Source organism: Deltaproteobacteria bacterium (genome assembly GCA_019309045.1).
Lineage (GTDB): Bacteria > Desulfobacterota > Syntrophobacteria > BM002 > BM002 > JAFDGZ01.
The window spans coordinates 1-21,876 of the sequence record JAFDGZ010000037.1 but is presented as its reverse complement, the minus strand read 5'-3'; the positions used below and the strand labels follow the sequence as shown (position 1 = coordinate 21,876).

Sequence of the window (21,876 nt, the reverse complement as noted above, 5' to 3'; positions counted from 1 at the left end):
GGCAATGAGTCGGGCAATGTGGCTACAGCATCTGGGCTCTAGTGTGGCAGCACCATGTTCACCATACATATTTCCCCACCACTGCCTTTATCCTGTCAACGAAAGTCAGCTCGAAAGGCTCCTGCACCTGTTCGCTCTGGGCTATGTCAGCTTGCAGTTGCTGGCGCAATTTCCTTATGAACGGACAATCGCCCTTGCCATGTACGAAGAGGGCGACTTCGCGGCTGGTGAGCATACTGCGGGGGGTCAGATTGGCAGAGCCCAGGGCAGCGATCGCCCCGTCGACCAGGATTATCTTGGCATGACTCATCCCGGGATAAAGAAAGATTCTGGGAGCGTTTACCGTGGTTCCCGTGAGCAGCTTGTTTATGGTGACCATATTGGCACAGCCATGGGTGTCTGGTTTTTTCGGCAGTACTACAGCCACCTGCACTCCCCTGGCAGCTGCCCGTTTTACTGCTGCTATCACTTTGTTGTCTGAAAAGTAGGCATGTTCGATGATGACATTTTCCCTGGCGTTGTCCAGCAATTCAACAAGGGCCGTGCGGATCTCGGTGACGCCTCTGTCGTTGACCGTCAGTATGAAAGGTGCGGGCTCTGGCCAGGCAGAGCCGGCGAGCACCCTGTTCTCGAAGGCTGCCGCCCATCTTTCACCGCGGATAACTGCCATGTAGTCGTGCCACTCTAGATGGTATTCGTCGCCGATGTTCATGCCGCCGAAGATGACCAGCCGTTTGTCTATGATGAAATACTTGCTGTGGTCGGTATGACGGAAAAGTTCGGTTTCCACCTGGATGTGGTCATATCCCCTGAGACCAGCTCTGGTAAAAACAGGACTGGGTCTGCCGCGCAGCATGTCAGCCAGCTCGAAAACCGTGCCGAGCAGATCCTTGCTGATGGTCACCTCGACTCCCCGGTCCGCGGCAGCTTTGAGCCTGTTGACAATCTGGCGGCCTATGTGGTCGTCTTTCCATATATAGGTCTGGATATAAATGGATGAGCTGGCAGCATCGATGGCAGCGAGGATTTCCTTGAAGGCCTCCCTGCCGTCCACCAGGAGCTGCAGTTCGCTGAGGTCTCCAGCAGGCCTGCTGAAAAAGCTGCTGGAAAGCACTGTCTGGGGCTCGGGACCCAGTCCCAGTGGATTGAATATGAAAAAGAAGGCTGCCACCAGAATGGCCAGGGCCAGGACGCCCACAAAGATCAGCATTTTTTGTTTCGTCCCCCTCATAAGCGGCGCTCCCCCGAGAAAGCCGGACGGCTGGAAGATTTCGGCTCAGGAATATCCGTGTCGTCTCTTGCGGCAGCAGGGGCAAGCTTGCATGTAAAGCGGGTCTGAGTTTCCCCTGGAAATATTTGCAGGCCTCTTCGGCGATGGCTGCGAAATGAGTGTTGCACTTCAAAATTGACTGAACTGACCAGCCATAGCACAATTGCTTTTCGAAATCGACACCAACACCGAGCAGGGCAGGCTAGAGTCGTTGGCTGCCAGTTAGTTGGCGTGCCTGCAATCCACTGCCCCGTCTTGTTAGCCGATATTGGTTGTCAGGGTGCACTTTTTGTTTGCATTTAACCTTTGTATCGTTTATTGCTCAGCCGAAGAGAGACGCTCGGGACTCATTGCCTCGCCTCATCACCAGGTGGATGGCAGACAGGGCGATCTTCCAGGATCAGCCAGCAGCAATCCCCCGGCAATCACCCGGGGCGGTCCTCCGGTGAACGAGGCGAGTCCTCCGCCAGCGGCAGCCGGGCGCATTACTGCCGGGTGGAGCTGCCGTTTGCAGCAAGAGCAGAAGAAACTCGAGTCCACGTATTGACCATGGCAGCCAGCTTCTATCTGGAGGATCGATGCGAAAACCGAACAAGGTAATGGTCATGAGGGACCTGCAGGAAGCACTGTGGCAGGCAGTTGCGCCGCAGATTGCTCTATACAGCTTTACTGCCGTGCCGGACAACAAGATAGTGCAATCAGCAATTGAGAGTTTTGTTAAAGAACAGGCCAGGTGCTGTTCAATGGCAGAGCTGGCAGATGCCCTCTATGCCATCGAGGAGACCATGGCGGCCTTTCTGGAATATCTTCGCTCCAGAGGCATAGCCGGCGATCCGGTGAAGGGCACTGCGGTCTGAGGTTTGCAACTGCTGACATAAGGAAAGGGGCTCTTTTTGATCAACGCTCTAGTCAAACCGATGTATCATGAATCCATGCTCGAGAGCGGCTCGATTAAGATTCCGGTCAAAGCAGGAGAAGAACACCTCCATTGCAGCGCTTTCTTCCTTCAAGACAAGGGCTGACGCTAGATGAATGGCGTCGAAGGATCTCAAATCGTGCAAAAAGATCAGCTCAGCCGATCGCTTTACCAGCCCTTCATTCACAGTGATCCATTGAAAGTCTGGCCAGATTCGCAGGAATTCTTGCCGTATGGACTCCATGTCAGTTTTGAGGCATCTATCATCTCTCGTGGCGCGGTTCACAGCCGAGAGAAACTCCGGAAATGCAATAAGGGAAGTGACCACTGTTTTTGCATTGCTTTTGACATCCCGTGCCAGTTGGCAGTAAGGTTCGTCAAAGAACCATTTTACAATACTGCTGGTATCAAAATAGGCGATCATCTTCGATCCTGTACCACCAGGTCTGACACAGGCTGGTGAGGTTTCTGGTTGGCAACGGTGCGCACCTGGCCGATTTTCCCGGTACCTCCTTTTAGAAGACCCTTGCTGCGAAGACGATCTATGAGATTTTGCTCCTCGTCTTTCACAATCGGTCTCAACTCCACCACATCTTTTCCGTGACGGAGTACCCTGATGACCTTTCCCTGTTCAACCATCTTCAAGATACGACTGAGGTTATTCTTGAGTTCTTTTACTCCTATGGTCTCCATTATGTCCCTCTAATTATAGCCACAATTTTTGTTAAAGTAGCTACTTTTTTGCTTCATGTCAACAGCATATTTCCTGCTGCCAGGTTTTCGCCCAGGCCTGAGTCTCAGAGGGCGGTTGAGCGGGTCGGGTATCGAACAGACGGATGAGGTGAACCACAGCCTGTATCTGGCTCTGTATCGACGTTGAGCAAAACGGCTGCAAGTTCACTGCCGCGCCAACAATGCCGGGTTAGCTGCTGTGAAACTTTCCTTGAGATGCCAGGCTGTCCCAGAGCTGCCAGAAGGTGGGAAAGGATTTGCTCACGCAATCTTCATTTCTTATAATTACTCCTGGCAAGCGCAGACCTATGACGGCAAGGGCCATGGCGATGCGGTGGTCATCGTGAGGGTCTACCACGGCGCCTGCCAGGCCGCCGCCGGGGTGAATAATGAGGCCGTCCTGGCGTTCTGCCACCCTGGCGCCGAGGCGCTGCCACTCCGTGGCAATGGCCTGCAGGCGGTCGCTTTCCTTCAGACGCAGATGAGCCACGTTTCTGATGGTGGTTTTGCCTTCGGCAAAGAGCGCCACGGCTGCCACAGTGGGGACCATATCGGGCATGCCGGCCATGTCCAGTTCGATCCCTCGCAGCACCCCCCCCTCGACAGTCACCCGGTCAGTGCTCCTGCGAACACGGCAGCCCATGACTTCCAGGACATCCAGCAAACCTATATCGCCCTGCGAACTGGCAAGGGGATATATGTTTTCCGTGGTGACGGCGCCCTGGGTCACGGCAGCAGCGGCCCAGAAATAAGAGGCTGAGGAAGCGTCGCCCTCCACCGTGTACTCACCAGCCTGGTACTTGCCGCCCGGGGCGACCTGGAAGGAGCGGTAGCCGTCTCTGAGCACTGTGACCCCGAAGCGCTGCATGACGTCCACGGTGAGGTCCACATAGGGCCTGGAAACCAGCTCACCGGTAATCTCTATGCGGATGCCCTCCTGGCTGTAGGGCGCTGCCAGCAGCAGGGAGGAGAGAAACTGGCTGCTCTCCTTGCCCGACAGCTCAACCCGGCCTCCGGGTATGCCGCCGCCACTGACAATCACTGGAGGAAAGCCCTGAGCTGCAGCAAAAGAGATTCCTGCCCCCAGCTTCTGGAGGGCGGCCACCAGCTCGCCTATGGGCCGTTGTCGCAGGCGCGGGGTGCCGGTGAACAGAAACTCTCCCCGGGCCAGGGCAGCGATGGACAGGAGGAGACGAAGCGAGGTTCCCGAGTTCCCCAGAAAGACTTCTTTTCTGCCTGAGACAGGGGGAAACACTCCTGCATTGCCCGAGACCCTGGCGCTTTGTCCATGCCAGGAGATGGGCACGCCGAGGCAGCGGAGCGCCTGGGCCGTGAGCAGGGTGTCTTCAGCACTGAGCAGCCTGTGGAGCACGCTGCTGCCCTCAGCAAGAGCCGCGGCAATGAGGAGCCGATGAGTCATGCTCTTGGAGCCGGGGATGGCGACGACCGCCTCAATCTGAGATGCGGGCCTGATTTCCTTCATTTACTCTGTCGCTCCTGGATGCAGCGCCTGGCGCACAGCCTGCTGCATTTCTTCAATGGGGGGCTGCAGGCCTGTCCACAGTCTGAACTGTTCGGCTCCTTGATAGACAAACATGGCAAGCCCATTGATAGTGCGGCAGCCTCTGGACCTGGCAATCTGCAGCAATCTGGTTTCCAGAGGATTGTAAATGATGTCCATGACAGTCATGCCTGTCCGGAGGACATCCTCGGGCACAGGGCACTGGTCTGCCTGCGGGGCCATACCCACAGGAGTCGTCTGCACAAGCAGGTCTGCAGCTATCTTGGGCAGTTGAGCCAGAGGAACAAAGGAACAACCAAGAAAGCGGGCCAGGGCCTGGCCCCGCTCGGCAGAGCGGTTGGCAACAGTGATGCTGGCGCCTCCTTCTTTGAGAACGAAGCCTATGGCCCGGGCTGCGCCGCCAGCCCCCACCAGGAGGCAGGTCCTGCCGGCAACCGAGATTCTGTCCTCGAGGGCCCGCAGAGCTCCGCTGCCGTCGGTGTTATAGCCCACGAGCTTGCCGTCCCTGTTGACAATGGTGTTCACAGCACCGATGCAGGCGGCCCTGTGGTCCAGGCTGTCAAGCAGTGGCATTACCGCCTCCTTGTGGGGTATGGTGACACTGAGCCCCCTGATGCCGAGGGCTCGCACCCCTGCGAGACAGCCCTGCAGGTCTGCCACCTCGAAAGCCAGGTAGACCGCGTTCAGCTGCAAAGCTGAGAAGGCGGCGTTGTGCATGCTGGGGCTCAGGGAGTGGCCGACTGGAGAACCAATAACTCCATAGAGTTGTGTGTGTTGGTTGATGCGCACGTGCAGATGCCTCCACATGTTTCCTCTAAACCAGGGGACCCTTTGCCAGGAAGCCAGCAACCACAGCTGTTGATGTTGCCCGGGTCAGGCAAGCCTACAGTTCGGTGATGGTCTCTGAAATCTTGTGGCCAAAGTGTCGGCCCGCTTCTTCCACGTAGCCCAGAACCACATCTCCAGGCTGCAATTTTACCACAGAAATGGCTTCCCCGCCGTGAGCCACCAATCGTATGGTCTCGGCGTTCTGACAGATGGTGGTTGCCGGACCATTTGGCCCCCTGGCCTCGATTAGCAGCAGAGGGCGCCTTTCTATTTTTACCCGCCCCAGGACCAGGCTGGTTGTCTGGCCGGCACTGTTTACACCAAGGACCTCGTCTCCGGATCTCAGCTCGGAGAGATACCTGGTCTTGCCGCCCGGCACCATGACATAGGCGTGCACCGCGCCGGCATTGACTCGGAAGGGCCGAGGAGAGACGTAAGGATTTTCTATGCTTTCGGCATGTATCAGAAAAAGGGCCTGACTGCTGTTGCCCACGAGCGTTCCTTCTCCACTGCCCATCATGCTGCAGGTATCGATGCACACCCGGTCGCCCATCCCCAGAGGCCTGATCCGCTCGATCTCGAATTCGACCAGCTCCAGTTGCAGCTGCTCCGCCTTGACCTGGCGAATGATCTGGCGAACCGTACTCGGATCGCTCTGGTTTATGACGATGCCGTCGACACCTTTTTCCAGCACGCCCAGAGCTGTTTTTGCTGCCTCGATGCTGTCGACCTCCACCAGGATGTTTTCAGTGCGGGCCACGAGGTTCTCCAGGGGAATAATGGTCCAGTCAGTGGTCTTGACCAGAACCTTCTTCTGACGGCTGAGGGTGACGATGCTGTCTTCGTCAGCAGCAGTCTTGATCTCGACCCTGACCACATCCTCGCCCCACCTGAGATCACCGCTGTCGGCAACCGTCTTGATGAGGCCGAGTTCTTTGACGTCGGCAATCCTGTCCGCCGCAACTATCACGGCATCGGCCCCAGCCTCGAGAGCTGTGGTCACGAGCTTCTTTTCCCAGGGGTCGGCATTTACCCAAACTTCTTTCATAGCCATGTCCTCGCCAGTATGTCGCTGTTGCCAGAATGACGCTCAGTGCATGAGTGCCTTTCTCCCAGCCATAATGACTGATTCATTATCACGAATCTGCGGAGCTCCAGAAGAATCCTCTCTCGAGAGGATTCCATAAAGCCTGATGGCTGGAAGAGGAAAACCGCAAGCTGTTTTTCCCTGTCCCCACTTTTCGACGGGGGACCTGGAGGCGTCACTTCCACAATGTCGTCTCATTGCCCGTATCAACACCATAAATTTCGTCCAGCTAGTCGCCACTGAGATAGGCCAGGGCCTCCTCCACGGGACTGTCCTCGTGCATTATCATACAGAGAGCCCCGACGATCCGGGTGGGATTCTGGTGCTGGAACACGTTGCGGCCTATCGAGGTGCCAGCAGCACCTGCTTCCTTGGCGCCCTTTACCATCTGCAGGATGGCCAGGTCAGACTCCATTTTGGGGCCTCCAGCAATGATGACCGGCACATGGCAGCCCTCCACCACCTGTCGGAAAGATTCAGGGCTGCCTGTATAGGAGACCTTTACCACATCGGCGCCGAGCTCGGCGCCTACACGGGCAGCGTGCTTTACTGCCTCCACATCGTACTCGTCCCTGATTTTTTCTCCGCGGGGATAAATCATGGCCAGCAGAGGCATACCCCACTCAGCGGCCTCGCGGGCAACCCTTCCCAGGTCAGCCAGCATTTCTTTCTCGCGGCCGTTGCCGATGTTTACATGAACGGACACCCCGTCAGCTCCGAGTCTGATTGCCTCCGTTACTGTGCAGACAAGGGTCTTGGCGTTGGGTTCGGGCGACAGAGAGGTGCTGCCAGACAGGTGGACAATCAAGCCCATGTCCGGACCGCTCTTGCGGTGTCCCCGGGCCACCATTCCTTTGTGCACCACCACCGCATTAGCACCGCCGTCAGCCACCTGGCTCATGGCCTCTTTCATGTCTGTGATGCCGAGGATCGGTCCGGAGCTTACGCCATGGTCCATGGGTACGATGACGCTCTTGGCCGTGTTCCTGTTGATAATTCTCTCCAAGCGAATGTCTTTGCCAATCATGGTTACCCCCTTTCTTTTGTGAACCATGTTTCTAAAAAAAGCAACAACGGAAAAAAGAAAAGGCCGCGTTTCTTTGCCGCCCGCGGCCTTCTGGCACCTGCTTTTTGCGCTGTATAGTCTCCCGGCTGGTCAGGTGGGCGGCTCAGGGCGGCTGCAATAATAAAAACCTCCCGGATAATAGCAGGCAAAGCACTGATGAGAGAAGCAGCAAGCCGGGAATTGCAGAGTTTGCAGCCCAGCCTGGCGCTTGCGCTGGGCGTCTGCGTCGGAGCCGGCAGCAAGTGATTCCTGTCTGCCGCAGCCGGTCTGCCCAGCCGCCGGTCCTGCCGCCTTTGCTGACGGCTGTTCTGCTTCGAGCATCCTTGGCAGGGCAGTGATGATGGCTTCCACAACCTGAGGGATGCTGAGACCACTGCTGTCCACAATCAGGTGGGCCGCTTTCTCATACAGGGGTGTTCTCTGGGCCAGGACGGTTTCAATTTCAGTGCTGGAATCGTCGCCGAGCAGGGGAGGTCTGGTAGAAGTCTGCCTGTCATCTGCGGTCATTCTTTGCAGCAGTGTGGCCGCATCCGCCTTCAACCAGACAAGTCTGCTGTGGCGCCGCAGGGCCGCCACATTTTGCGGCCTGGTCACCACACCGCCGCCAGTGGCAACGACCAGATTGTCCCTGGAGCCGAGATCTTCGACCACCTCGCTTTCGAGCCGGCGAAAGTGGTCCCAGCCTTGCTCAGCAACAATGGCCTGGATGCTCCTGCCACATTTCTGTTCAATAAGCACATCAGTGTCCAGAAAGGTTCGGCGCAATCTATCCGCAAGAAGGCGGCCTACGGAGGTCTTGCCACTGCAGCGATATCCTATGAGAACTATGTTCATGGGGCCAATCCTTTGAAGCTGTGCAAAGCGGTCCGGCCGCTTGACGCTGTTTTTTTCTGGCCGCTGGCGGTAATCTGGGCCAGGCAGCGGGACAAAAATAAAAAAGCCGCGGGCTCTGTCAGCCCACGGCTTGAAGGATAGACACATTGACTCAATCCATGGGCAGACTCCTCCACACAAAAAAGAAATAATAATAGTCTCGCCCTTCAGGATTGCCTTTCACGTTATTCTTCCTGCTTTCAAGGAACTTGGACACTCCTATAAATTAGGACAAATCCAGGCAAAAGTCAAGGACAAAAGTCATAGGGGTCATTTGCTGTCAGCTTTTCCTTGAATCTACCATGAGAGCCTGCTCACTGTTCCAGCAGGTATTTGACCACCAGATCACCAACTTCTGTGGTGCTCTTGCCCATGCGGCCGGCATCGAGGCTCTGGAGATCGTTCTTGACCACAGCCCGGATGGCGTTTTCCAGCTGTCTGCCGGCTTCTTCTTCGCCTATATTGTCCAGGAGCAAGGCCAGGGCGCCGATGGCAGCCAGGGGATTGATCACATTCTTGCCGGTATATTTAGGGGCTGAACCGCCGATGGGCTCGAACATGGAGATGCCCTCCGGGTTTATGTTGCCGCCCGCGGCGATGCCCATACCTCCCTGGATCATGGCGCCGAGATCTGTAATGATGTCTCCGAACAGGTTGTCAGTGACAATGACGTCGAACCATTCAGGATTTTTCACCATCCACATGCAGATGGCGTCGGTGTGGGCATAGTCCCTCTCGATGTCAGGGTATTCTCGGGCCACTTCGTCGAAGGTTCGCTGCCAGAGGTCCCCGGAGTAATTCAAGACATTGGTCTTGTTGCACATGGTAACCTTGCGGCGGCCCTGACGCTGACAGAGTTGGAAGGCATAGCGGATACAGCGCTCCACACCCTTTCTGGTATTGACCGACTCCTGGATGGCCACTTCGTCGGGCGTGCCCTTTTTAAAAAAGCCGCCGCAGCCCGCATAGAGACCTTCGGTGTTTTCGCGAACCACCACAAAGTCAATGTCCTCCGGCCCTTTGTGGCGCAAGGGGGTCCAGACTCCCGGATAGAGGACTACGGGCCTCAGGTTGACATACTGATCAAAAGCAAAGCGCAGTCTGAGCAGGATGCCGTGCTCCAATATGCCTGGTTTTACCTCGGGATGGCCGATGGCGCCCAGGTAGATGGCATCGACCTCGGCCAATTCACTGAGAACAGACTCTGGCAGAGTCTCGCCAGTGCGCAGGTAGCGCTCGCCGCCCACATCATATGTGAGCAGTTCATAGCTGAAGTTGTATTTTTGCGCTGCAGCTTCCAGGGCCTTGAGACCCTCGGCCACAACCTCCGGCCCGGTGCCGTCTCCTGGAATCACGCCAATTCTATAGCTGGCTGCCATATAAACCTCCTGTGGGTAATTTCCCCAAAGATGATCCTTGTGCAACACACCATGGGAGCATAGTGCCTGGGGACCGCTTCAGCCAGTCCGTGTGCAGCGAGAATGTCCGTCAAAATCCCCGCTGTCGTCGGGAGCCGCCCGGGTTCTCAGCTGCGGCTGGCAGACGTCTTCATCACGTAAGGAATGAGGCCGCCCGCGTCCAGAAGCTCCTGCATGAAAGGTGGAATCGGCTGGGCCTGGTATACAGTGTCTCGGCTGATATTGACGATCTGACCGCTGCTGAGATCCACCTGCAGCTGCTCGCCGCTCCTTATTTCCCGGGCCGCAGCCGGTGATTCCAGAATAGGCAGCCCCATGTTGAAGGCATTGCGATAAAAAATCCTGGCAAAACTCGCGGCAATGACGCAGGAGACGCCCGCAGCCTTTATGGCGATGGGGGCATGCTCCCTGGAGGAGCCGCAGCCAAAATTGCTCTCGGCAACAATAATGTCGCCAGGCAACACTTTACCGGCAAATTCAGGATCAGCGTCTTCCATGCAGTGCTTGGCGAGCTCTCCCGGGTCTGAGGTGTTGAGATAACGGGCCGGGATAATGAGGTCCGTGTCTATATCAGCTCCAAATTTCCAGGCCTTGCCAGTGAGCTTCATCTGTCTCTCCCCGTGAAAGATTTTGCATGCGCCCCTCTGGCCATCACCCGCGGGTCGTCCTCAGGCTGAGGTGGCGCCCAGGCAACCCAGCGCCTGAGAATGGTTCCTGGTCCTGAGGCCATGCCAGGCCTTTTCTGAGGCAGCGGCTCCGTCTCTTGTGGTCACAACTCTTCCGGACTGCCGATTCTGCCGAGCACTGCAGAAGCTGCTGCCACTGCCGGCGATGCCAGATAGACTTCGCTTTCGGGGTGCCCCATGCGTCCGACGAAGTTTCGATTGGTGGTGGCCACTGCCCGCTCGCCAGAGGCAAGGATTCCCATATGCCCGCCGAGGCAGGGGCCGCAGGTGGGTGTGCTGATGGCTGCCTCGGCCTCCAGAAAGACGGCGAACAACCCCTCTTCCATGGCCTGCCTGTAGACAGCCTGCGTAGCAGGGATAATGAGGCAGCGAACATGGGGCGCTACCCGGCGGCCGGCCAGCACTCTGGCAGCGATCCTGAGATCCTCGAGCCGTCCGTTGGTACACGAGCCTATTACTACCTGATCCACTGCTGTGTGAGCTAGAGTAGACACTGGCTGGCTGTTGGCAGGGGAGGGGGGTACAGCCACCTGGGGTTCAATCTGGCTGACATCGCAGGTAATCGTCCGTTCGTATGCGGCCTCGGGATCGCTTTCATAGAAGCGGTAGCTCCTCTGAGCCCGTGTTTCTACATAGGCGCGGGTTGTTTCGTCTGGGGCGATGATGCCATTTTTCGCCCCTGCTTCGATTGCCATATTGGCCATGGTGAAGCGCTGGTCCATTGACAGCGCAGCTATAACAGGACCGGTAAATTCCATGGCCCGATAGCGGGCTCCGTCTGCACCGATCTGGCCGATAGTCCAGAGGATGAGATCCTTGCCGCTGACCCAGGGACGGAGCTGCCCCTGGTAGACGAATTTGATGGAAGGCGGCACCTTGAACCATATTCGACCGGTAATCATTGCCGCGGCGAGATCGGTGCTGCCCACGCCTGTGGCAAAAGCCCCCAGAGCACCATAGGTGCAGGTATGACTGTCTGCGCCTATGACCACATCCCCGGGCAGCACCAAGCCTTTCTCCGGCAGCAGAGCGTGTTCGATGCCCATCCGGCCAACTTCGAAGTAGTGCTGGATGTTGTGCTCGAGAGCAAATTCGCGCAACTGCTTTGCCTGCATGGCGGAATTGATGTCCTTGTTCGGTACGAAATGATCCGGTATGAGAGCAATTCTCTGCGGATCGAATACCCTCGCAGCGCCGGCTTCTCGGAAACGCTGAATGGCAATGGGTGCAGTAATGTCATTGCCGAGGCCGAAGTCGATGCGAACCTCGATCAGCTCCTCCGGCTCCACCCGGTCGCGGCCGGCGTGCTCGGCAAGTATTTTTTCGCTGATTGTCATGGCCATGAGAATGCTTCCTCGCTGTCTGGCAAAGATGGCTGTGGTGTGGAAGGCTCCCTGATGAGGCAGTATCCTTTGCCGAACGCCTCAAAGGGTGCGGCCGGGTCACTCGGACTGCCCCTGAGCTTCATTGCTGCGGTCGCTTGGCCGGGGTGACTTCGTTGTTCTCTGTCTGTCGGGTGGCTGGCGACTGCCTGCGGGCCTTGAAGAGTCGGCGGACATACGACGCCGGGCCTGAAATGAGGTAGAGCGACATCAAGGTGAACAACATGATGGCGGGCTGCGCCGCCACCACGGATAGGAGCAGAATCACCAGAACCAGGGTTCGAAACGGCATCTGTTGAAAGCTGTCCAACTCTTTGAAACTGTTGAATGGAATGCTGCTCACCATGAGAAAGCCCAGCAAATAGGTCATGGCCAGCAGCAAGAAATGCTTGGTGGGGCCGCTGCCGCCAAGGCGGTAAAAAAGGAGCACAGTGGTGGCAACCATGCAGGCAGCGCCTGGTATGGGCAGTCCTACAAAGTACTTCTTGGAAACCTTATTGGCCTGCACATTGAAGCGGGCCAATCTGAGGGCGCCGCAGGCCACGAAAACGAAGGCGGCTCCCCAGCCAAGGCGGCCGAATGGCTGCAAGGCCCAGAGATAGACCAGCACCGCAGGTGTCACGCCGAATGCCACCAGGTCCGCCAGTGAGTCGTATTCCAGGCCGAAGCGGCTGTTGGAACCAGTGTACCTCGCCACCTTGCCATCGAGGATGTCAAAGAGACAGGAGACAAGAATGGCGATGGCCGCAAGCTTGAAGTCATGGTTGATGGCGGCCACGATCCCATAGAAGCCGCAGAACAGATTTGCCGTGGTAAAAAGATTGGGCAGAACGTAAATGCCTCGCTTTACCTGCCGCTCTCTGCGGCTTCGGCGTGATTTTTTTTCTTTTGGTAGTAACATATGATGCTTTCCCCTGCTTTCATTTTCTGGCCGACGGTTACAGCCAGGCGGCAATGCTCCGGCAGGTAGACGTCCAGCCTGGAGCCGAAGCGGATCATGCCGAACCGTTGCCCGCGCTGTACTTTGTCGGCCGGCTGCACCCAGCAGTCGATGCGGCGAGCCACCAGGCCGGCCACCTGCACCACGGCCATGCTTTCTCCGGTTGGCAACCGCTGAATCACGGCATTCTGTTCATTGCGGCTGGATGCTTGCTCTTTGTTCGCTGCGACAAATTTGCCCTTCTGATAGCGGATGCCTGTGACCTGGCCATGGAATGGCATCCGGTTTACATGCACGTCGAAGACAGTCATGAAAATGCTGATTTTCAACGCTGCCGAATCGAGAAACCGGCACTGCTCAACTCTGCCAGCAAACACCACCCTGCCATCGGCTGGAGCCACCATGGCATGGGGGATGTCTGGCGGAGTCCTCTCGGGGTCCCGGAAGAATCTTATCACCAATACAGTGGCCAGGAAAGCGGCAAAGGTTAGAAAGGGGCAGCCAATGACCAGGGTCGCCACGAACAATAGAGCTGCGGCAATGATATAAGGGAGACCTACCCTGACGAGGGGCACGCCCAGTCCATGCCGCCACTGCAGATTGCTGCTCTTTGCCTGCAAGCGGTTCCTCTGCTTCTCTGACTTCATGGTTACTTGAGCCACGGCATCATGCTGCGCAGTTTCTTGCCAACTTCCTCTATGGGATGCTCTTTTTCCATGCGCCGCAGCGCATTGAACACTGGCCGGCCAGCCTGATTCTCCAGAATCCATTCCCTGGCGAATTTGCCGTTCTGAACCTCTGTGAGTATCCTTTTCATTTCCTGCCGAGTCTCTTCAGTGATAATGCGTTTACCCCTGGTGTAGTCGCCATACTCTGCGGTGTCGCTCACCGAATAGCGCATATAGGAAATGCCGCCCTGGTAAAAAAGATCAACTATCAGCTTCAGCTCATGGAGACACTCGAAATAGGCAATCTCCGGCTGATAGCCTGCTTCCACCAGGGTGTCGAAGCCAGCCTTGACCAGTTCGCTGACGCCGCCACAGAGCACTGATTGTTCCCCGAAGAGATCTGTTTCGGTCTCTTCCTTGAAAGTAGTGGCAATCACGCCCGCCCGAGTGGCACCCAGGCCTCTGGCGTAGGCCAGGGCCGTGGCCAGTGCCTGGCCGCTGGCATCCTGGTGGATGGCCACCAGGGATGGTACTCCCGCCCCCTTTTGATATTCACTTCGCACCAGGTGCCCTGGTCCTTTCGGTGCTATCATGACCACGTCCAGATAGGGTGCCGGGCGGATCTGGCCGTAGTGGATATTGAATCCGTGAGAGAAGACCAGAGTCTTGCCCTCGGTCATGTTCTCTGCCACATCCTCCCGGTACAGTTTGGCTTGCACGTCATCCTGCGCCAGGATCTGAACCACGTCGGCAACCTTTGAAGCCTCTCTGGCAGAGGTGGGTTCAAAGCCATGTTCTTTGGCCAGCTGGTAGTTGGGGCTCTCCTCCAGTTCGGCAACGATAACGTCCAGGCCGCTGTCTCTCAGATTCTGGGCCTGGGCATGACCCTGGCTGCCGTAGCCAATAATAGCTATCTTCTTACCTTCGAGTACATTCAAATCAGCATCTGCATCGTAGTAAATTTGCATTGGAACCTCCCATGGATTGTGATTCAGTCTGTTGTGCACATGCCAGAACCGACCACATGAGCCTGCGAAGCCTCACTGCCGCCAAGGGCTACATCTCGAATATGAAGTGGGGTTTGACAGGGTGTGTGTCAGTACGGCCAATGCAGACCTTGCCTAATGCTTCTTGCTTCTGGCAATAGCCGCCTTACCGGTGCGGACCACTTCGACAATGCCTAAATGACCCAGGAGATCCAGAATGGCTTCGATTTTTTTCTCGTCGCCAGTCACCTCTACGCTGTAGGTGTGGGGGCTCACATCGACAACTTTGCCGCGGAAGATATCGACTATTCTCAGTACTTCAGCACGGGTGCTCGCTTCTGCCTTCACCTTGATGAGAGCCATTTCACGTTCGACAAAGTCGATGTCGCAAAAATCGATAACCTTGATGACATTGATGAGCTTGTTGAGCTGCTTGATGATCTGTTCCATGATCTGCTCATTGCCGCGCGTCACCAGAGTAATTCGAGAGATCTTCGGATCGAGGGTTTCCGCCACAGTCAGGCTTTCGATATTGAAGCCCCTGCCGCTGAAAAGTCCAGCCACCCGGGAGAGAACACCGGGCTGATTTTCCACCAGGACACCTAGGATGTGCTTCACTGATATTCTCCTTGTCGACCAGAAACTGAAATGCGTGCTCCATCAGAGGCTGCCGCCAGTTCTCTGAAAGCCACTCCGTGAACCTGCTGCCTGTGGATGGGCCTGTCAATGCCTGGCAACAATGGATCGAGCATCAGACAAACAGCGGGGCAGCCATGGAGATTTTCGCGCAGCCAGGGTTGCCTAAACGAGAAGCATCTCGGTCATGGCCTTGCCTGCCGGTACCATTGGATAGACGCCCTCTTCAGGATTTACCACAAAATCCATGAACACTGTCTTCGGGGTAGCAAAAGCCTCCCGGATGACCGCTTCTACCTCAGACGGCTTGGTTGCCCGCAATCCTAGGGCTCCATAGGCCTCAGCCAACTTGACAAAGTCCGGTGCCGCCTTGATGCAGGTGCCGCAGTAATGCTTGTTGTAGAAGAGTTCCTGCCACTGGCGCACCATACCCAGGTACTGATTGTTGAGTATGGCAACTTTTACCGGCAGGTTGTTCTCCACTGCGGTGATCAACTCCTGAATGCACATCTGGATGCTGCCGTCGCCGGCGATGTCTATGACCAGCCGATCGGGGAAGGCAATCTGGGCGCCAATGGCTGCGGGGAAGCCGTAGCCCATAGTGCCGAGGCCGCCAGAGGTGAGCAGGGTTCTCGGTTCAGAAAAGTGGTAGTACTGGGCAGCCCACATCTGGTTCTGGCCGACTTCAGTGGTAATAATGGCTTTGCCTTCCGAGAGTTCATAGAGTTTTTCCACCACGTATTGCGGCTTGATTTCATGGTCACTCTGTTCATAGGCGAGGGGATAGGTTTCCTTCCACTTCTGGATCTGCTCCAACCAGGGCTTCCTTGTGGCATCAAGGCCCTCGAGGCGGTTTTCATCGAGCACATGCAGGAGTTTTCTGAGGGCGTCCTTGCAGTCGCCGACTATTGGGATGTCGACCCGCACATTCTTGCTGATGGAGGTGGGGTCTATGTCAATGTGGATGATCTTGGCTCTGGGGGCGAATTCGTCGAGCTTGCCTGTGACCCTGTCGTCGAAACGGGCGCCGATGGCTATGAGCAGATCTGTATTGGCCACCGCCATGTTGGCCCTGAAGGTGCCGTGCATGCCCAGCATCCCCAGCCACAAATCATGGGGCGCTGGAAAGCCTCCGAGCCCCATGAGGGTGGTGGTTACCGGACAGCGGAGGGTTTCCGCCAAGCGCTTCAATTCTCTGGCGCAACTGGAGGCTATGACGCCGCCGCCGGCGTAAATAACAGGCTTCTTGGCCTTGGCAATAGCTGCGTAGGCGCGCTTGATTTGGCCCAGATGGGCTTCATAGGTAGGCCGGTAGCCAGGCAGAGAAACCTTTTTAGGATACTTGAATTCAGTCTTGGCATTGATCACATCTTTGGGGAGATCTACCAACACAGGCCCTGGCCGACCTGAGCGAGCCAGATAGAAGGCTTCCCGGATAATCCGCGCCAGATCGGCAATGTCCTTTACCAGGTAGTTGTGCTTGGTACAGGGGCGGCTGATGCCGATGATGTCAACTTCCTGAAAGGCATCGTTGCCGATGAGACTTGTGGGTACCTGGCCAGTAAAGATCACGATGGGAATGGAGTCCATGTAAGCGGTAGCAATGCCAGTCACCGTGTTGGTGGCGCCGGGCCCCGAAGTTACCAGACAGACTCCCACTCTGCCCGTAGCCCGGGCATAGCCGTCGGCCATATGAGCTGCACCCTGCTCGTGCCGGACGAGCACATGGCGTATGTCGTGCTTTGGCATTTCATCGTAGATATCGATAACTGCCCCGCCTGGAAAACCGAAGATGGTATCCACGCCTTCTGCCTTGAGGCATTCGAAAAAAATCTGGGCACCTGTAAGTTTCATGGTTCACCGTCCTGTCTGAACTTGGCCAAAATGGCTTCTATTTTGTCCCGACCCGCCAATTTCAGCTTCTGCAGCCTCTTCTTTTCCAGGGCCTCGGCTGTGGTCAGGTAGGGACGACTGTTGAACTCCTCCAGCTGCTCTTCATACCTGTGGTGCTGCTCCACGTATTTGCGCAATTCTTCATTCTGGGGGAGAAGTTGGGCTATCAATTCCTCGTCCCATTTTTCCATGCTTCACCTCGGACTGGGCAATTCTAATGGTATATCTCCAGATGTCTTCATAGTCACTCTAAGAATAACCTCTACTTTTATGCAATCATGACATTTTTGTCAACTGCCCCTTTGACAGTACTTTACCAGGCTGCAGGGACGCCTTTCCGAAAGTGGCCCTCCGCTGTGAACCCGCTTGAGTCAGCTGGCTCGGGACGAGCGCTGCAGCAGTTCAGCCTCTGAGGCGCGAATATAGAGCGGCGTGCAGTCGGCCACATCATCGCTGTCGCCGCGCTGCAAACGTTCTGCTGCCAGCCAGGCAATGGCGCTGGCGCGGATATGGTCGAGATGCTGGGGCGCCCGCAGCAATTTTTCCCCCAGGACTGCAGTCAGCACCTCTGCAAAGCGGCACAGACCGTCTCCCAGGACAACTGTGGGCTCGCTGACCAGTTGAGCAATTTCTGCTGGCTGCAGCACCAGGTAGTCGCTCTGTTTCTCCAGGCGGCTGAGGTCCTGCCAACGGTAGAGAGCTGTATAGATTTCGCCCTTGCGGGCATCCAATACAGGGCAAACCGGCAAGGTGGAGGGTGTGGTATTGGCTGCCAGGGCATCCAGGGTGGGGATGCCAACCATGGCTTTGCCAGTGGCCCAGGCCAAGCCCTTGATGGTGCTCAGACCGATGCGCAAACCAGTAAAACTGCCAGGTCCCAGACCAACGGCAAAAGCATCCAGGTCGCTGAGCAGCCAACCGCACTGGGCCAGGATGCCATCAATAGCCGGCAGCAAACGCTGATTATGGGTCCTGCTGATATTGACCAGGTATTCGGCCCTGAGCTGCCCTGCTTCCATGAGAGCAACGCTGCCAACTGGCGTAGATGTTTCTACTGCGAGGATTTTCATGTCAGCACAATGAGGCATGCAACTGCCTGGGATAAAACTCTGCAAACTAGGGGAGGGCTTTGCCTGGATAGACCAGCCGGTAGATGTCGTTGTAGAACACAAACACCATCAGGGCGATCAACAAAAAGAGACCAACTTGCTGAGCCACTTCCCGCTTTTTCATGCTCAGGGGTTTGCCCATAACACCTTCAATGGTGAAGAACAGGAGATGCCCGCCATCGAGCACCGGTATAGGCAGCAAGTTCAAAATTGCCAGGTTGATGCTGAGCAGGGAAAGAAATGACAAGAAGGCCACGGGGCCGGCCTCAGCCACCTTGCCCGACATCTGGGCGATGCCGATGGGGCCTGCAAGTGTCCTGGGCGAGATAGCACCCTTGATGAGCTTGCCTATGACCACGAAGGTGAGCCTGGTAACCTGCCAGGTCTGGTCGGCGCCGTAGACAATTGCGCGCAGGGGGCCCACCTTCTGGACGGTAACCTTGCTCGAGGCAACAATGCCGATGAGTGGCCGGCTCACTTCCTCCCCGAAGATGGTTTTGGTCTTGGTAAGTCTGGGCGTCACCACCACGCTCAAGAACTCATTGTGTCGCTTGAGCCGGATGCGAATAGGTTCTGTACCGCTTTTCTGGATGAGTTCGGACAGTTCTCCCCACTCGTGAACCGGGGTGGAGTTGATGGCCACGATGGTATCTCCAGGACGGAGTCCTGCGTGAGCTGCTGGAGAGTCGGGGGTTACTTCTCCCACGTCTGTTGTGGTGCGAGCCAGGCCGAAAAATGCAAAAGTAAGGGTATAGAGAAGAAAGGCGAGCAGGAAATTCGAGCCGGGTCCTGCAGCAACAATGGCCATGCGGCGTCTGAGCTTCTGATAGGCAAAGGAGCGGGGTCGCAGGTGCGGTGGGATTTCCTCGTCGGCAGACTCGCCCAACATCTTGACGTAGCCTCCCAGGGGAAAGGCAGAGATTCGATAGTCGGTTTCACCAAGCTGTTTGCCGAACAGACGTGGACCAAATCCCAGAGAGAAGCGTTCAACTGTGACGCCGAAGAGTTTTGCCGCTAGAAAGTGGCCAAATTCATGTATGAAGATGAGTATACCGAGAGAAGCGACGAATGCCGCCATCGTCCGCAATGCTGGCCAGATAGTCTCCAAAATATTTGCTCCTTGTTCTCCACGATTGCCATTACGTTATAACACAGTTTGCTAATATAACCACTTTGTCCGGTTTTGCCAATGTGGCTTGCCTCTGATTTTACAGCAATGAGCGCTGTTGGCCGCGAAAGCATTGAGGCCGTTCTGTACTTCTCCGGGTGACCGCTGTGCCATCGACCGAATGACGAGGCTGGCGACCATTCCTCTGGCCATATTCAAATGCGTTTGAGGATCTCCGCCATTTTTTCTCTGGCCCAGGCGTCGGCTGCCAGCACTGCCTCTATGTCTGGCGCTGCTGTGGATTGATGCTCGTCCAATACCCTCTGCAAGCATGCGGCAATGCCAATGAAGGGGATGCGGCCCTCCAGGAAGCCCTCAACCGCCACCTCGTTCGCCGCATTGAGAACAGCTGGCATGGTGCCGCCCATGTCGCATGCTTGCAAGGCCAGCTGCAGGCAGGGAAACCGGCTGAGGTCCGGCGGCTGAAAGGTGAGACTGTGCACGGCAAAGAGGTCGAGAGGAGGCAGATCCAGAGGGAGCCGCTCGGGATATGCCAGGGCGTAGGCAATGGGAGCACGCATGTCTGGTATGCCGAGTTGGGCGATGACAGAGCCGTCCACGTATTCCACCATGGAGTGGACTATGCTCTGGGGATGAATGTGCACCACGATCCTGTCCACCGGCATGTCGAAGAGCCAGCTCGCCTCAATGACCTCGAGGCCTTTGTTCATCAAGGTAGCTGAATCGATGGTAATTTTGGCGCCCATCTTCCAGTTGGGATGGGCGAGGGCCTGCTCCGGGGTAACCCTGGCCAGCTCCTCCATGGACTTGTGCAGAAAAGGTCCACCTGAGGCAGTGAGAAGGATCCGCTTGACATCCTGGCGACGGTGGCCCTGCAGTGCCTGAAAAATTGCACTGTGTTCACTATCCACAGGGAGCAAGCGCACCTGGCGATTGCGGACTTCCTCCATAATCAAGCTGCCCGCCATCACCAGGGTCTCCTTGTTGGCAAGGGCCACCTGCTTGCCCGCCTGGATGGCAGCCCAGGTAGGCAGAAGCCCTGCAGCTCCCACTATGGCTGAGACCACCATGTCAGCCTCAGGACTTGCCGCCAGCTGCTGATAGCCCTCGGCGCCGACAAGCACCTCGGGAGCAGCCACCCCCTGCAGCCTTGCTTGGAGTGCGGCAGCCAGTTCATGGTCGAATACAGCCACAGCTTGCGGCTGATGCCGAATTGTCTGCCGGGCAAGAAGATCGATGTTTCTGCCTGCTGCCAGCCCACTGACGGCGAAGCGATCCGGGAACTGTTCAACCACCTCGAGGGTGTTGCAGCCAATGGAGCCTGTTGATCCCAGGATCACCAGTTTTTTCACGCTGCTCCTCCAGTTATTGACAGGTGCTGTTCGCTCACAGCCTGCTGCTGAAATGGCTGAGCAGGAGGCTGCCATAGTAGGCCAAAGGAAAGGAGAACAGCAGACTATCGAGACGATCCAACAGGCCGCCATGTCCTGGCAGCAGTCTGCTGGCGTCCTTTACCCTACAGACGCGCTTTAGCATTGACTCGATAAGATCTCCCAGCTGGCCCACGAGCGCCAGCACGCCGGCGAGCAGCAGCATGGGCCAGATGGTCACCTCCAGGGCGCTGAAGAAAGTTTCAGCAGCAATGAAGCCCACCACCAGGGAGCACAGCAGGCCGCCCAGAGCTCCCTCCATGGTTTTGCCAGGACTGAGCGTGGGCGCCAGTTTGTGTCTCCCCCAGCGGTGGCCTATATAGTAGGCCCCGGTATCCCCGGCAAAGATGACAGCAAGGACGAAGAAGACCCAACTGCGGCCTTCTGGCAGGTGGTACAGGAGAACAATGTGCGCCAGCATGAAAGAGAGGTAGAGATGGGCAAAGGTGGTGGAGCCCAGGAAATGGATAACGTTGTCTCTGCTGGGATAATGGAGCAGGAAGATGGCGATATTCAGAAAGAGAACCAGGGCGGTGGCAGCAGCCAGGCCACTGATGCCGGCCAGATACGCCCCCAGGGGCAACAGGAGGCCCAGGCCAAAAGTTATGGCGCGCAGCCCTCTGCTGGCCGCGGCCAGGAGGAGTTCGCTGAGTTCTGCCAGGGCCGCGGCTGTGGCCAGGACTACCAGCAGCAATACGCTCCAACCGGGTCCCAGGGCAATGACTCCTGCCAGAACTGGTACGAGGAGCAAAGCTGTCAGCCACCTCTGCAGGTGGGCTGGATCCCTGCGGCGGTCTTTCATGGTTCTATTCCTTCGGGCAAGGTGGTAGTGGCTTGTGCCAACGCGTCACCATAATATGAAATAGTCCGCCTAGTGCATAACCATGCGGGTTTGCTCCTCCTGGGTGCGGTCAGGGTGCGTAAGGTGCAGGTAGTCCAGTTCATCCACCTGCGCCTTGTGAGCCCGCGGCAGCCAGTGAGCGTATCTCCTCAAGGTGAAACCGGCATCATGGTGGCCTAGCTGGTTGCTTACATCCACAATGTTATCACCCTTGGCAATGCGCATTGTAGCGTATGTATGCCTCAATGCATGCAAACCTACAGGACGCGGCCTTATCTTGCGGTAGTGCCTGCTGATGACGTCGTAGTGAAGCCTTTTACCTGCCTTCGTTATAAAGATAGCGCCCTGATACTCCTCGCCATGCACCGCCTTCAGCTCACGCAATGCTTTTATGGTGGCGGCTGAAAGGTCCACTTCCCGCGCCTTTCTGTTTTTCGGGGCAGTTAGCATAACCTGCTTTTTGG

General features: G+C 56.7%; 24 protein-coding genes. 2 read left to right on the top strand and 22 right to left on the bottom strand.

Features of this window, described 5'->3' with window-relative positions:
* Positions 1 to 58 precede the first annotated feature (58 nt).
* A complete protein-coding gene (locus tag JRI89_09475; GenBank protein MBW2071474.1) occupies positions 59 to 1,231 on the bottom strand; it encodes a phosphatidylserine/phosphatidylglycerophosphate/cardiolipin synthase family protein in 1,173 nt (390 codons plus the stop codon).
* Positions 1,232 to 1,559: 328 nt separating this feature from the next.
* Here JRI89_09475 and JRI89_09470 point away from each other — a divergent pair, with 328 nt between their 5' ends.
* On the top strand, positions 1,560 to 1,817 hold the full coding sequence (locus JRI89_09470) for a hypothetical protein (GenBank protein ID MBW2071473.1): 258 nt from the start codon (positions 1,560 to 1,562) through the stop codon (positions 1,815 to 1,817).
* 31 nt (positions 1,818 to 1,848) lie between these two features.
* Positions 1,849 to 2,127: a hypothetical protein gene (locus JRI89_09465; protein MBW2071472.1), complete on the top strand. Its 279-nt coding sequence runs from the start codon at positions 1,849 to 1,851 to the stop codon at positions 2,125 to 2,127.
* A 48-nt stretch (positions 2,128 to 2,175) separates the two neighbouring features.
* Here the strand turns inward: JRI89_09465 and JRI89_09460 are convergent, their stop codons facing one another.
* The 21 genes from JRI89_09460 to JRI89_09360 form a co-directional block, all read right to left on the bottom strand.
* Positions 2,176 to 2,610 (bottom strand): type II toxin-antitoxin system VapC family toxin, encoded by a 435-nt coding sequence (locus JRI89_09460; protein MBW2071471.1) that lies wholly within the window; start codon positions 2,608 to 2,610, stop codon positions 2,176 to 2,178.
* Positions 2,607 to 2,879 (bottom strand): type II toxin-antitoxin system prevent-host-death family antitoxin, encoded by a 273-nt coding sequence (locus tag JRI89_09455; protein ID MBW2071470.1) that lies wholly within the window; start codon positions 2,877 to 2,879, stop codon positions 2,607 to 2,609. Before JRI89_09455 ends, JRI89_09460 begins: the two co-directional genes overlap by 4 nt.
* A 229-nt stretch (positions 2,880 to 3,108) precedes the next feature.
* Complete coding sequence (gene aroA / locus JRI89_09450) at positions 3,109 to 4,401, bottom strand: 3-phosphoshikimate 1-carboxyvinyltransferase (GenBank protein MBW2071469.1); 1,293 nt, start codon at positions 4,399 to 4,401, stop codon at positions 3,109 to 3,111.
* Positions 4,402 to 5,247, bottom strand: coding sequence for a shikimate dehydrogenase (locus tag JRI89_09445; GenBank protein MBW2071468.1), 846 nt, complete (start codon positions 5,245 to 5,247; stop codon positions 4,402 to 4,404).
* Positions 5,248 to 5,323: 76 nt separating this feature from the next.
* On the bottom strand, positions 5,324 to 6,316 hold the full coding sequence (locus JRI89_09440) for a 3-dehydroquinate synthase II (protein ID MBW2071467.1): 993 nt from the start codon (positions 6,314 to 6,316) through the stop codon (positions 5,324 to 5,326).
* 268 nt (positions 6,317 to 6,584) lie between these two features.
* Complete coding sequence (locus JRI89_09435; protein MBW2071466.1) at positions 6,585 to 7,382, bottom strand: class I fructose-bisphosphate aldolase family protein; 798 nt, start codon at positions 7,380 to 7,382, stop codon at positions 6,585 to 6,587.
* A 129-nt stretch (positions 7,383 to 7,511) separates the two neighbouring features.
* Positions 7,512 to 8,255 carry a shikimate kinase gene (locus JRI89_09430; GenBank protein MBW2071465.1) on the bottom strand — a complete coding sequence of 248 codons (744 nt, stop codon included), beginning with the start codon at positions 8,253 to 8,255 and terminating at the stop codon, positions 7,512 to 7,514.
* A gap of 353 nt (positions 8,256 to 8,608) precedes the next feature.
* On the bottom strand, positions 8,609 to 9,673 hold the full coding sequence (locus JRI89_09425) for a 3-isopropylmalate dehydrogenase (protein MBW2071464.1): 1,065 nt from the start codon (positions 9,671 to 9,673) through the stop codon (positions 8,609 to 8,611).
* Positions 9,674 to 9,819: 146 nt separating this feature from the next.
* Complete coding sequence (locus tag JRI89_09420; protein MBW2071463.1) at positions 9,820 to 10,320, bottom strand: 3-isopropylmalate dehydratase small subunit; 501 nt, start codon at positions 10,318 to 10,320, stop codon at positions 9,820 to 9,822.
* A gap of 161 nt (positions 10,321 to 10,481) precedes the next feature.
* Positions 10,482 to 11,741, bottom strand: coding sequence for a 3-isopropylmalate dehydratase large subunit (gene leuC / locus JRI89_09415; protein MBW2071462.1), 1,260 nt, complete (start codon positions 11,739 to 11,741; stop codon positions 10,482 to 10,484).
* A 121-nt stretch (positions 11,742 to 11,862) separates the two neighbouring features.
* Positions 11,863 to 12,681, bottom strand: a complete 819-nt coding sequence (gene pssA, locus JRI89_09410; GenBank protein MBW2071461.1) for a CDP-diacylglycerol--serine O-phosphatidyltransferase — start codon at positions 12,679 to 12,681, stop codon at positions 11,863 to 11,865.
* On the bottom strand, positions 12,627 to 13,382 hold the full coding sequence (locus JRI89_09405; GenBank protein ID MBW2071460.1) for a phosphatidylserine decarboxylase family protein: 756 nt from the start codon (positions 13,380 to 13,382) through the stop codon (positions 12,627 to 12,629). The genes pssA and JRI89_09405 overlap by 55 nt, the downstream gene beginning before the upstream one ends.
* A complete protein-coding gene (ilvC, locus tag JRI89_09400; protein MBW2071459.1) occupies positions 13,370 to 14,356 on the bottom strand; it encodes a ketol-acid reductoisomerase in 987 nt (328 codons plus the stop codon). Before ilvC ends, JRI89_09405 begins: the two co-directional genes overlap by 13 nt.
* Positions 14,357 to 14,509: 153 nt before the next feature.
* Complete coding sequence (ilvN, locus tag JRI89_09395; protein ID MBW2071458.1) at positions 14,510 to 14,992, bottom strand: acetolactate synthase small subunit; 483 nt, start codon at positions 14,990 to 14,992, stop codon at positions 14,510 to 14,512.
* Between the two features lie 183 nt (positions 14,993 to 15,175).
* Positions 15,176 to 16,864, bottom strand: a complete 1,689-nt coding sequence (ilvB, locus tag JRI89_09390) for a biosynthetic-type acetolactate synthase large subunit (protein MBW2071457.1) — start codon at positions 16,862 to 16,864, stop codon at positions 15,176 to 15,178.
* Positions 16,861 to 17,094 (bottom strand): DUF465 domain-containing protein, encoded by a 234-nt coding sequence (locus JRI89_09385; protein MBW2071456.1) that lies wholly within the window; start codon positions 17,092 to 17,094, stop codon positions 16,861 to 16,863. The genes ilvB and JRI89_09385 overlap by 4 nt, the downstream gene beginning before the upstream one ends.
* A 180-nt stretch (positions 17,095 to 17,274) precedes the next feature.
* Positions 17,275 to 17,973 carry a tRNA (adenosine(37)-N6)-threonylcarbamoyltransferase complex dimerization subunit type 1 TsaB gene (gene tsaB, locus JRI89_09380; protein ID MBW2071455.1) on the bottom strand — a complete coding sequence of 233 codons (699 nt, stop codon included), beginning with the start codon at positions 17,971 to 17,973 and terminating at the stop codon, positions 17,275 to 17,277.
* Positions 17,974 to 18,019: 46 nt separating this feature from the next.
* Positions 18,020 to 19,099: an RIP metalloprotease RseP gene (rseP, locus tag JRI89_09375; protein MBW2071454.1), complete on the bottom strand. Its 1,080-nt coding sequence runs from the start codon at positions 19,097 to 19,099 to the stop codon at positions 18,020 to 18,022.
* A 236-nt stretch (positions 19,100 to 19,335) separates the two neighbouring features.
* Positions 19,336 to 20,493, bottom strand: a complete 1,158-nt coding sequence (locus tag JRI89_09370; protein ID MBW2071453.1) for a 1-deoxy-D-xylulose-5-phosphate reductoisomerase — start codon at positions 20,491 to 20,493, stop codon at positions 19,336 to 19,338.
* A gap of 34 nt (positions 20,494 to 20,527) precedes the next feature.
* Entirely contained in the window at positions 20,528 to 21,373 is an 846-nt protein-coding gene (locus JRI89_09365; protein MBW2071452.1) for a phosphatidate cytidylyltransferase, read from the bottom strand.
* A gap of 69 nt (positions 21,374 to 21,442) precedes the next feature.
* On the bottom strand, positions 21,443 to 21,876 hold a 434-nt coding region (locus JRI89_09360; GenBank protein ID MBW2071451.1), incomplete at its 5' end, for a tyrosine-type recombinase/integrase.

Bases quoted from the DNA above. Each gene is read 5' to 3' on its own strand.
- JRI89_09460 (MBW2071471.1), bottom strand. From the start codon at position 2,610: ATGATCGCCTATTTTGATACCAGCAGTATTGTAAAATGGTTCTTTGAC.
- JRI89_09465 (MBW2071472.1), top strand. From the start codon at position 1,849: ATGCGAAAACCGAACAAGGTAATGGTCATGAGGGACCTGCAGGAAGCA.
- aroA (MBW2071469.1), bottom strand. From the start codon at position 4,401: ATGAAGGAAATCAGGCCCGCATCTCAGATTGAGGCGGTCGTCGCCATC.
- pssA (MBW2071461.1), bottom strand. From the start codon at position 12,681: ATGTTACTACCAAAAGAAAAAAAATCACGCCGAAGCCGCAGAGAGCGG.
- JRI89_09475 (MBW2071474.1), bottom strand. From the start codon at position 1,231: ATGAGGGGGACGAAACAAAAAATGCTGATCTTTGTGGGCGTCCTGGCC.
- JRI89_09430 (MBW2071465.1), bottom strand. From the start codon at position 8,255: ATGAACATAGTTCTCATAGGATATCGCTGCAGTGGCAAGACCTCCGTA.
- JRI89_09440 (MBW2071467.1), bottom strand. From the start codon at position 6,316: ATGAAAGAAGTTTGGGTAAATGCCGACCCCTGGGAAAAGAAGCTCGTG.
- JRI89_09435 (MBW2071466.1), bottom strand. From the start codon at position 7,382: ATGATTGGCAAAGACATTCGCTTGGAGAGAATTATCAACAGGAACACG.
- JRI89_09425 (MBW2071464.1), bottom strand. From the start codon at position 9,673: ATGGCAGCCAGCTATAGAATTGGCGTGATTCCAGGAGACGGCACCGGG.
- leuC (MBW2071462.1), bottom strand. From the start codon at position 11,741: ATGGCCATGACAATCAGCGAAAAAATACTTGCCGAGCACGCCGGCCGC.
- JRI89_09455 (MBW2071470.1), bottom strand. From the start codon at position 2,879: ATGGAGACCATAGGAGTAAAAGAACTCAAGAATAACCTCAGTCGTATC.
- ilvB (MBW2071457.1), bottom strand. From the start codon at position 16,864: ATGAAACTTACAGGTGCCCAGATTTTTTTCGAATGCCTCAAGGCAGAA.
- ilvC (MBW2071459.1), bottom strand. From the start codon at position 14,356: ATGCAAATTTACTACGATGCAGATGCTGATTTGAATGTACTCGAAGGT.
- JRI89_09445 (MBW2071468.1), bottom strand. From the start codon at position 5,247: ATGTGGAGGCATCTGCACGTGCGCATCAACCAACACACACAACTCTAT.
- JRI89_09385 (MBW2071456.1), bottom strand. From the start codon at position 17,094: ATGGAAAAATGGGACGAGGAATTGATAGCCCAACTTCTCCCCCAGAAT.
- tsaB (MBW2071455.1), bottom strand. From the start codon at position 17,973: ATGAAAATCCTCGCAGTAGAAACATCTACGCCAGTTGGCAGCGTTGCT.
- JRI89_09365 (MBW2071452.1), bottom strand. From the start codon at position 21,373: ATGAAAGACCGCCGCAGGGATCCAGCCCACCTGCAGAGGTGGCTGACA.
- JRI89_09420 (MBW2071463.1), bottom strand. From the start codon at position 10,320: ATGAAGCTCACTGGCAAGGCCTGGAAATTTGGAGCTGATATAGACACG.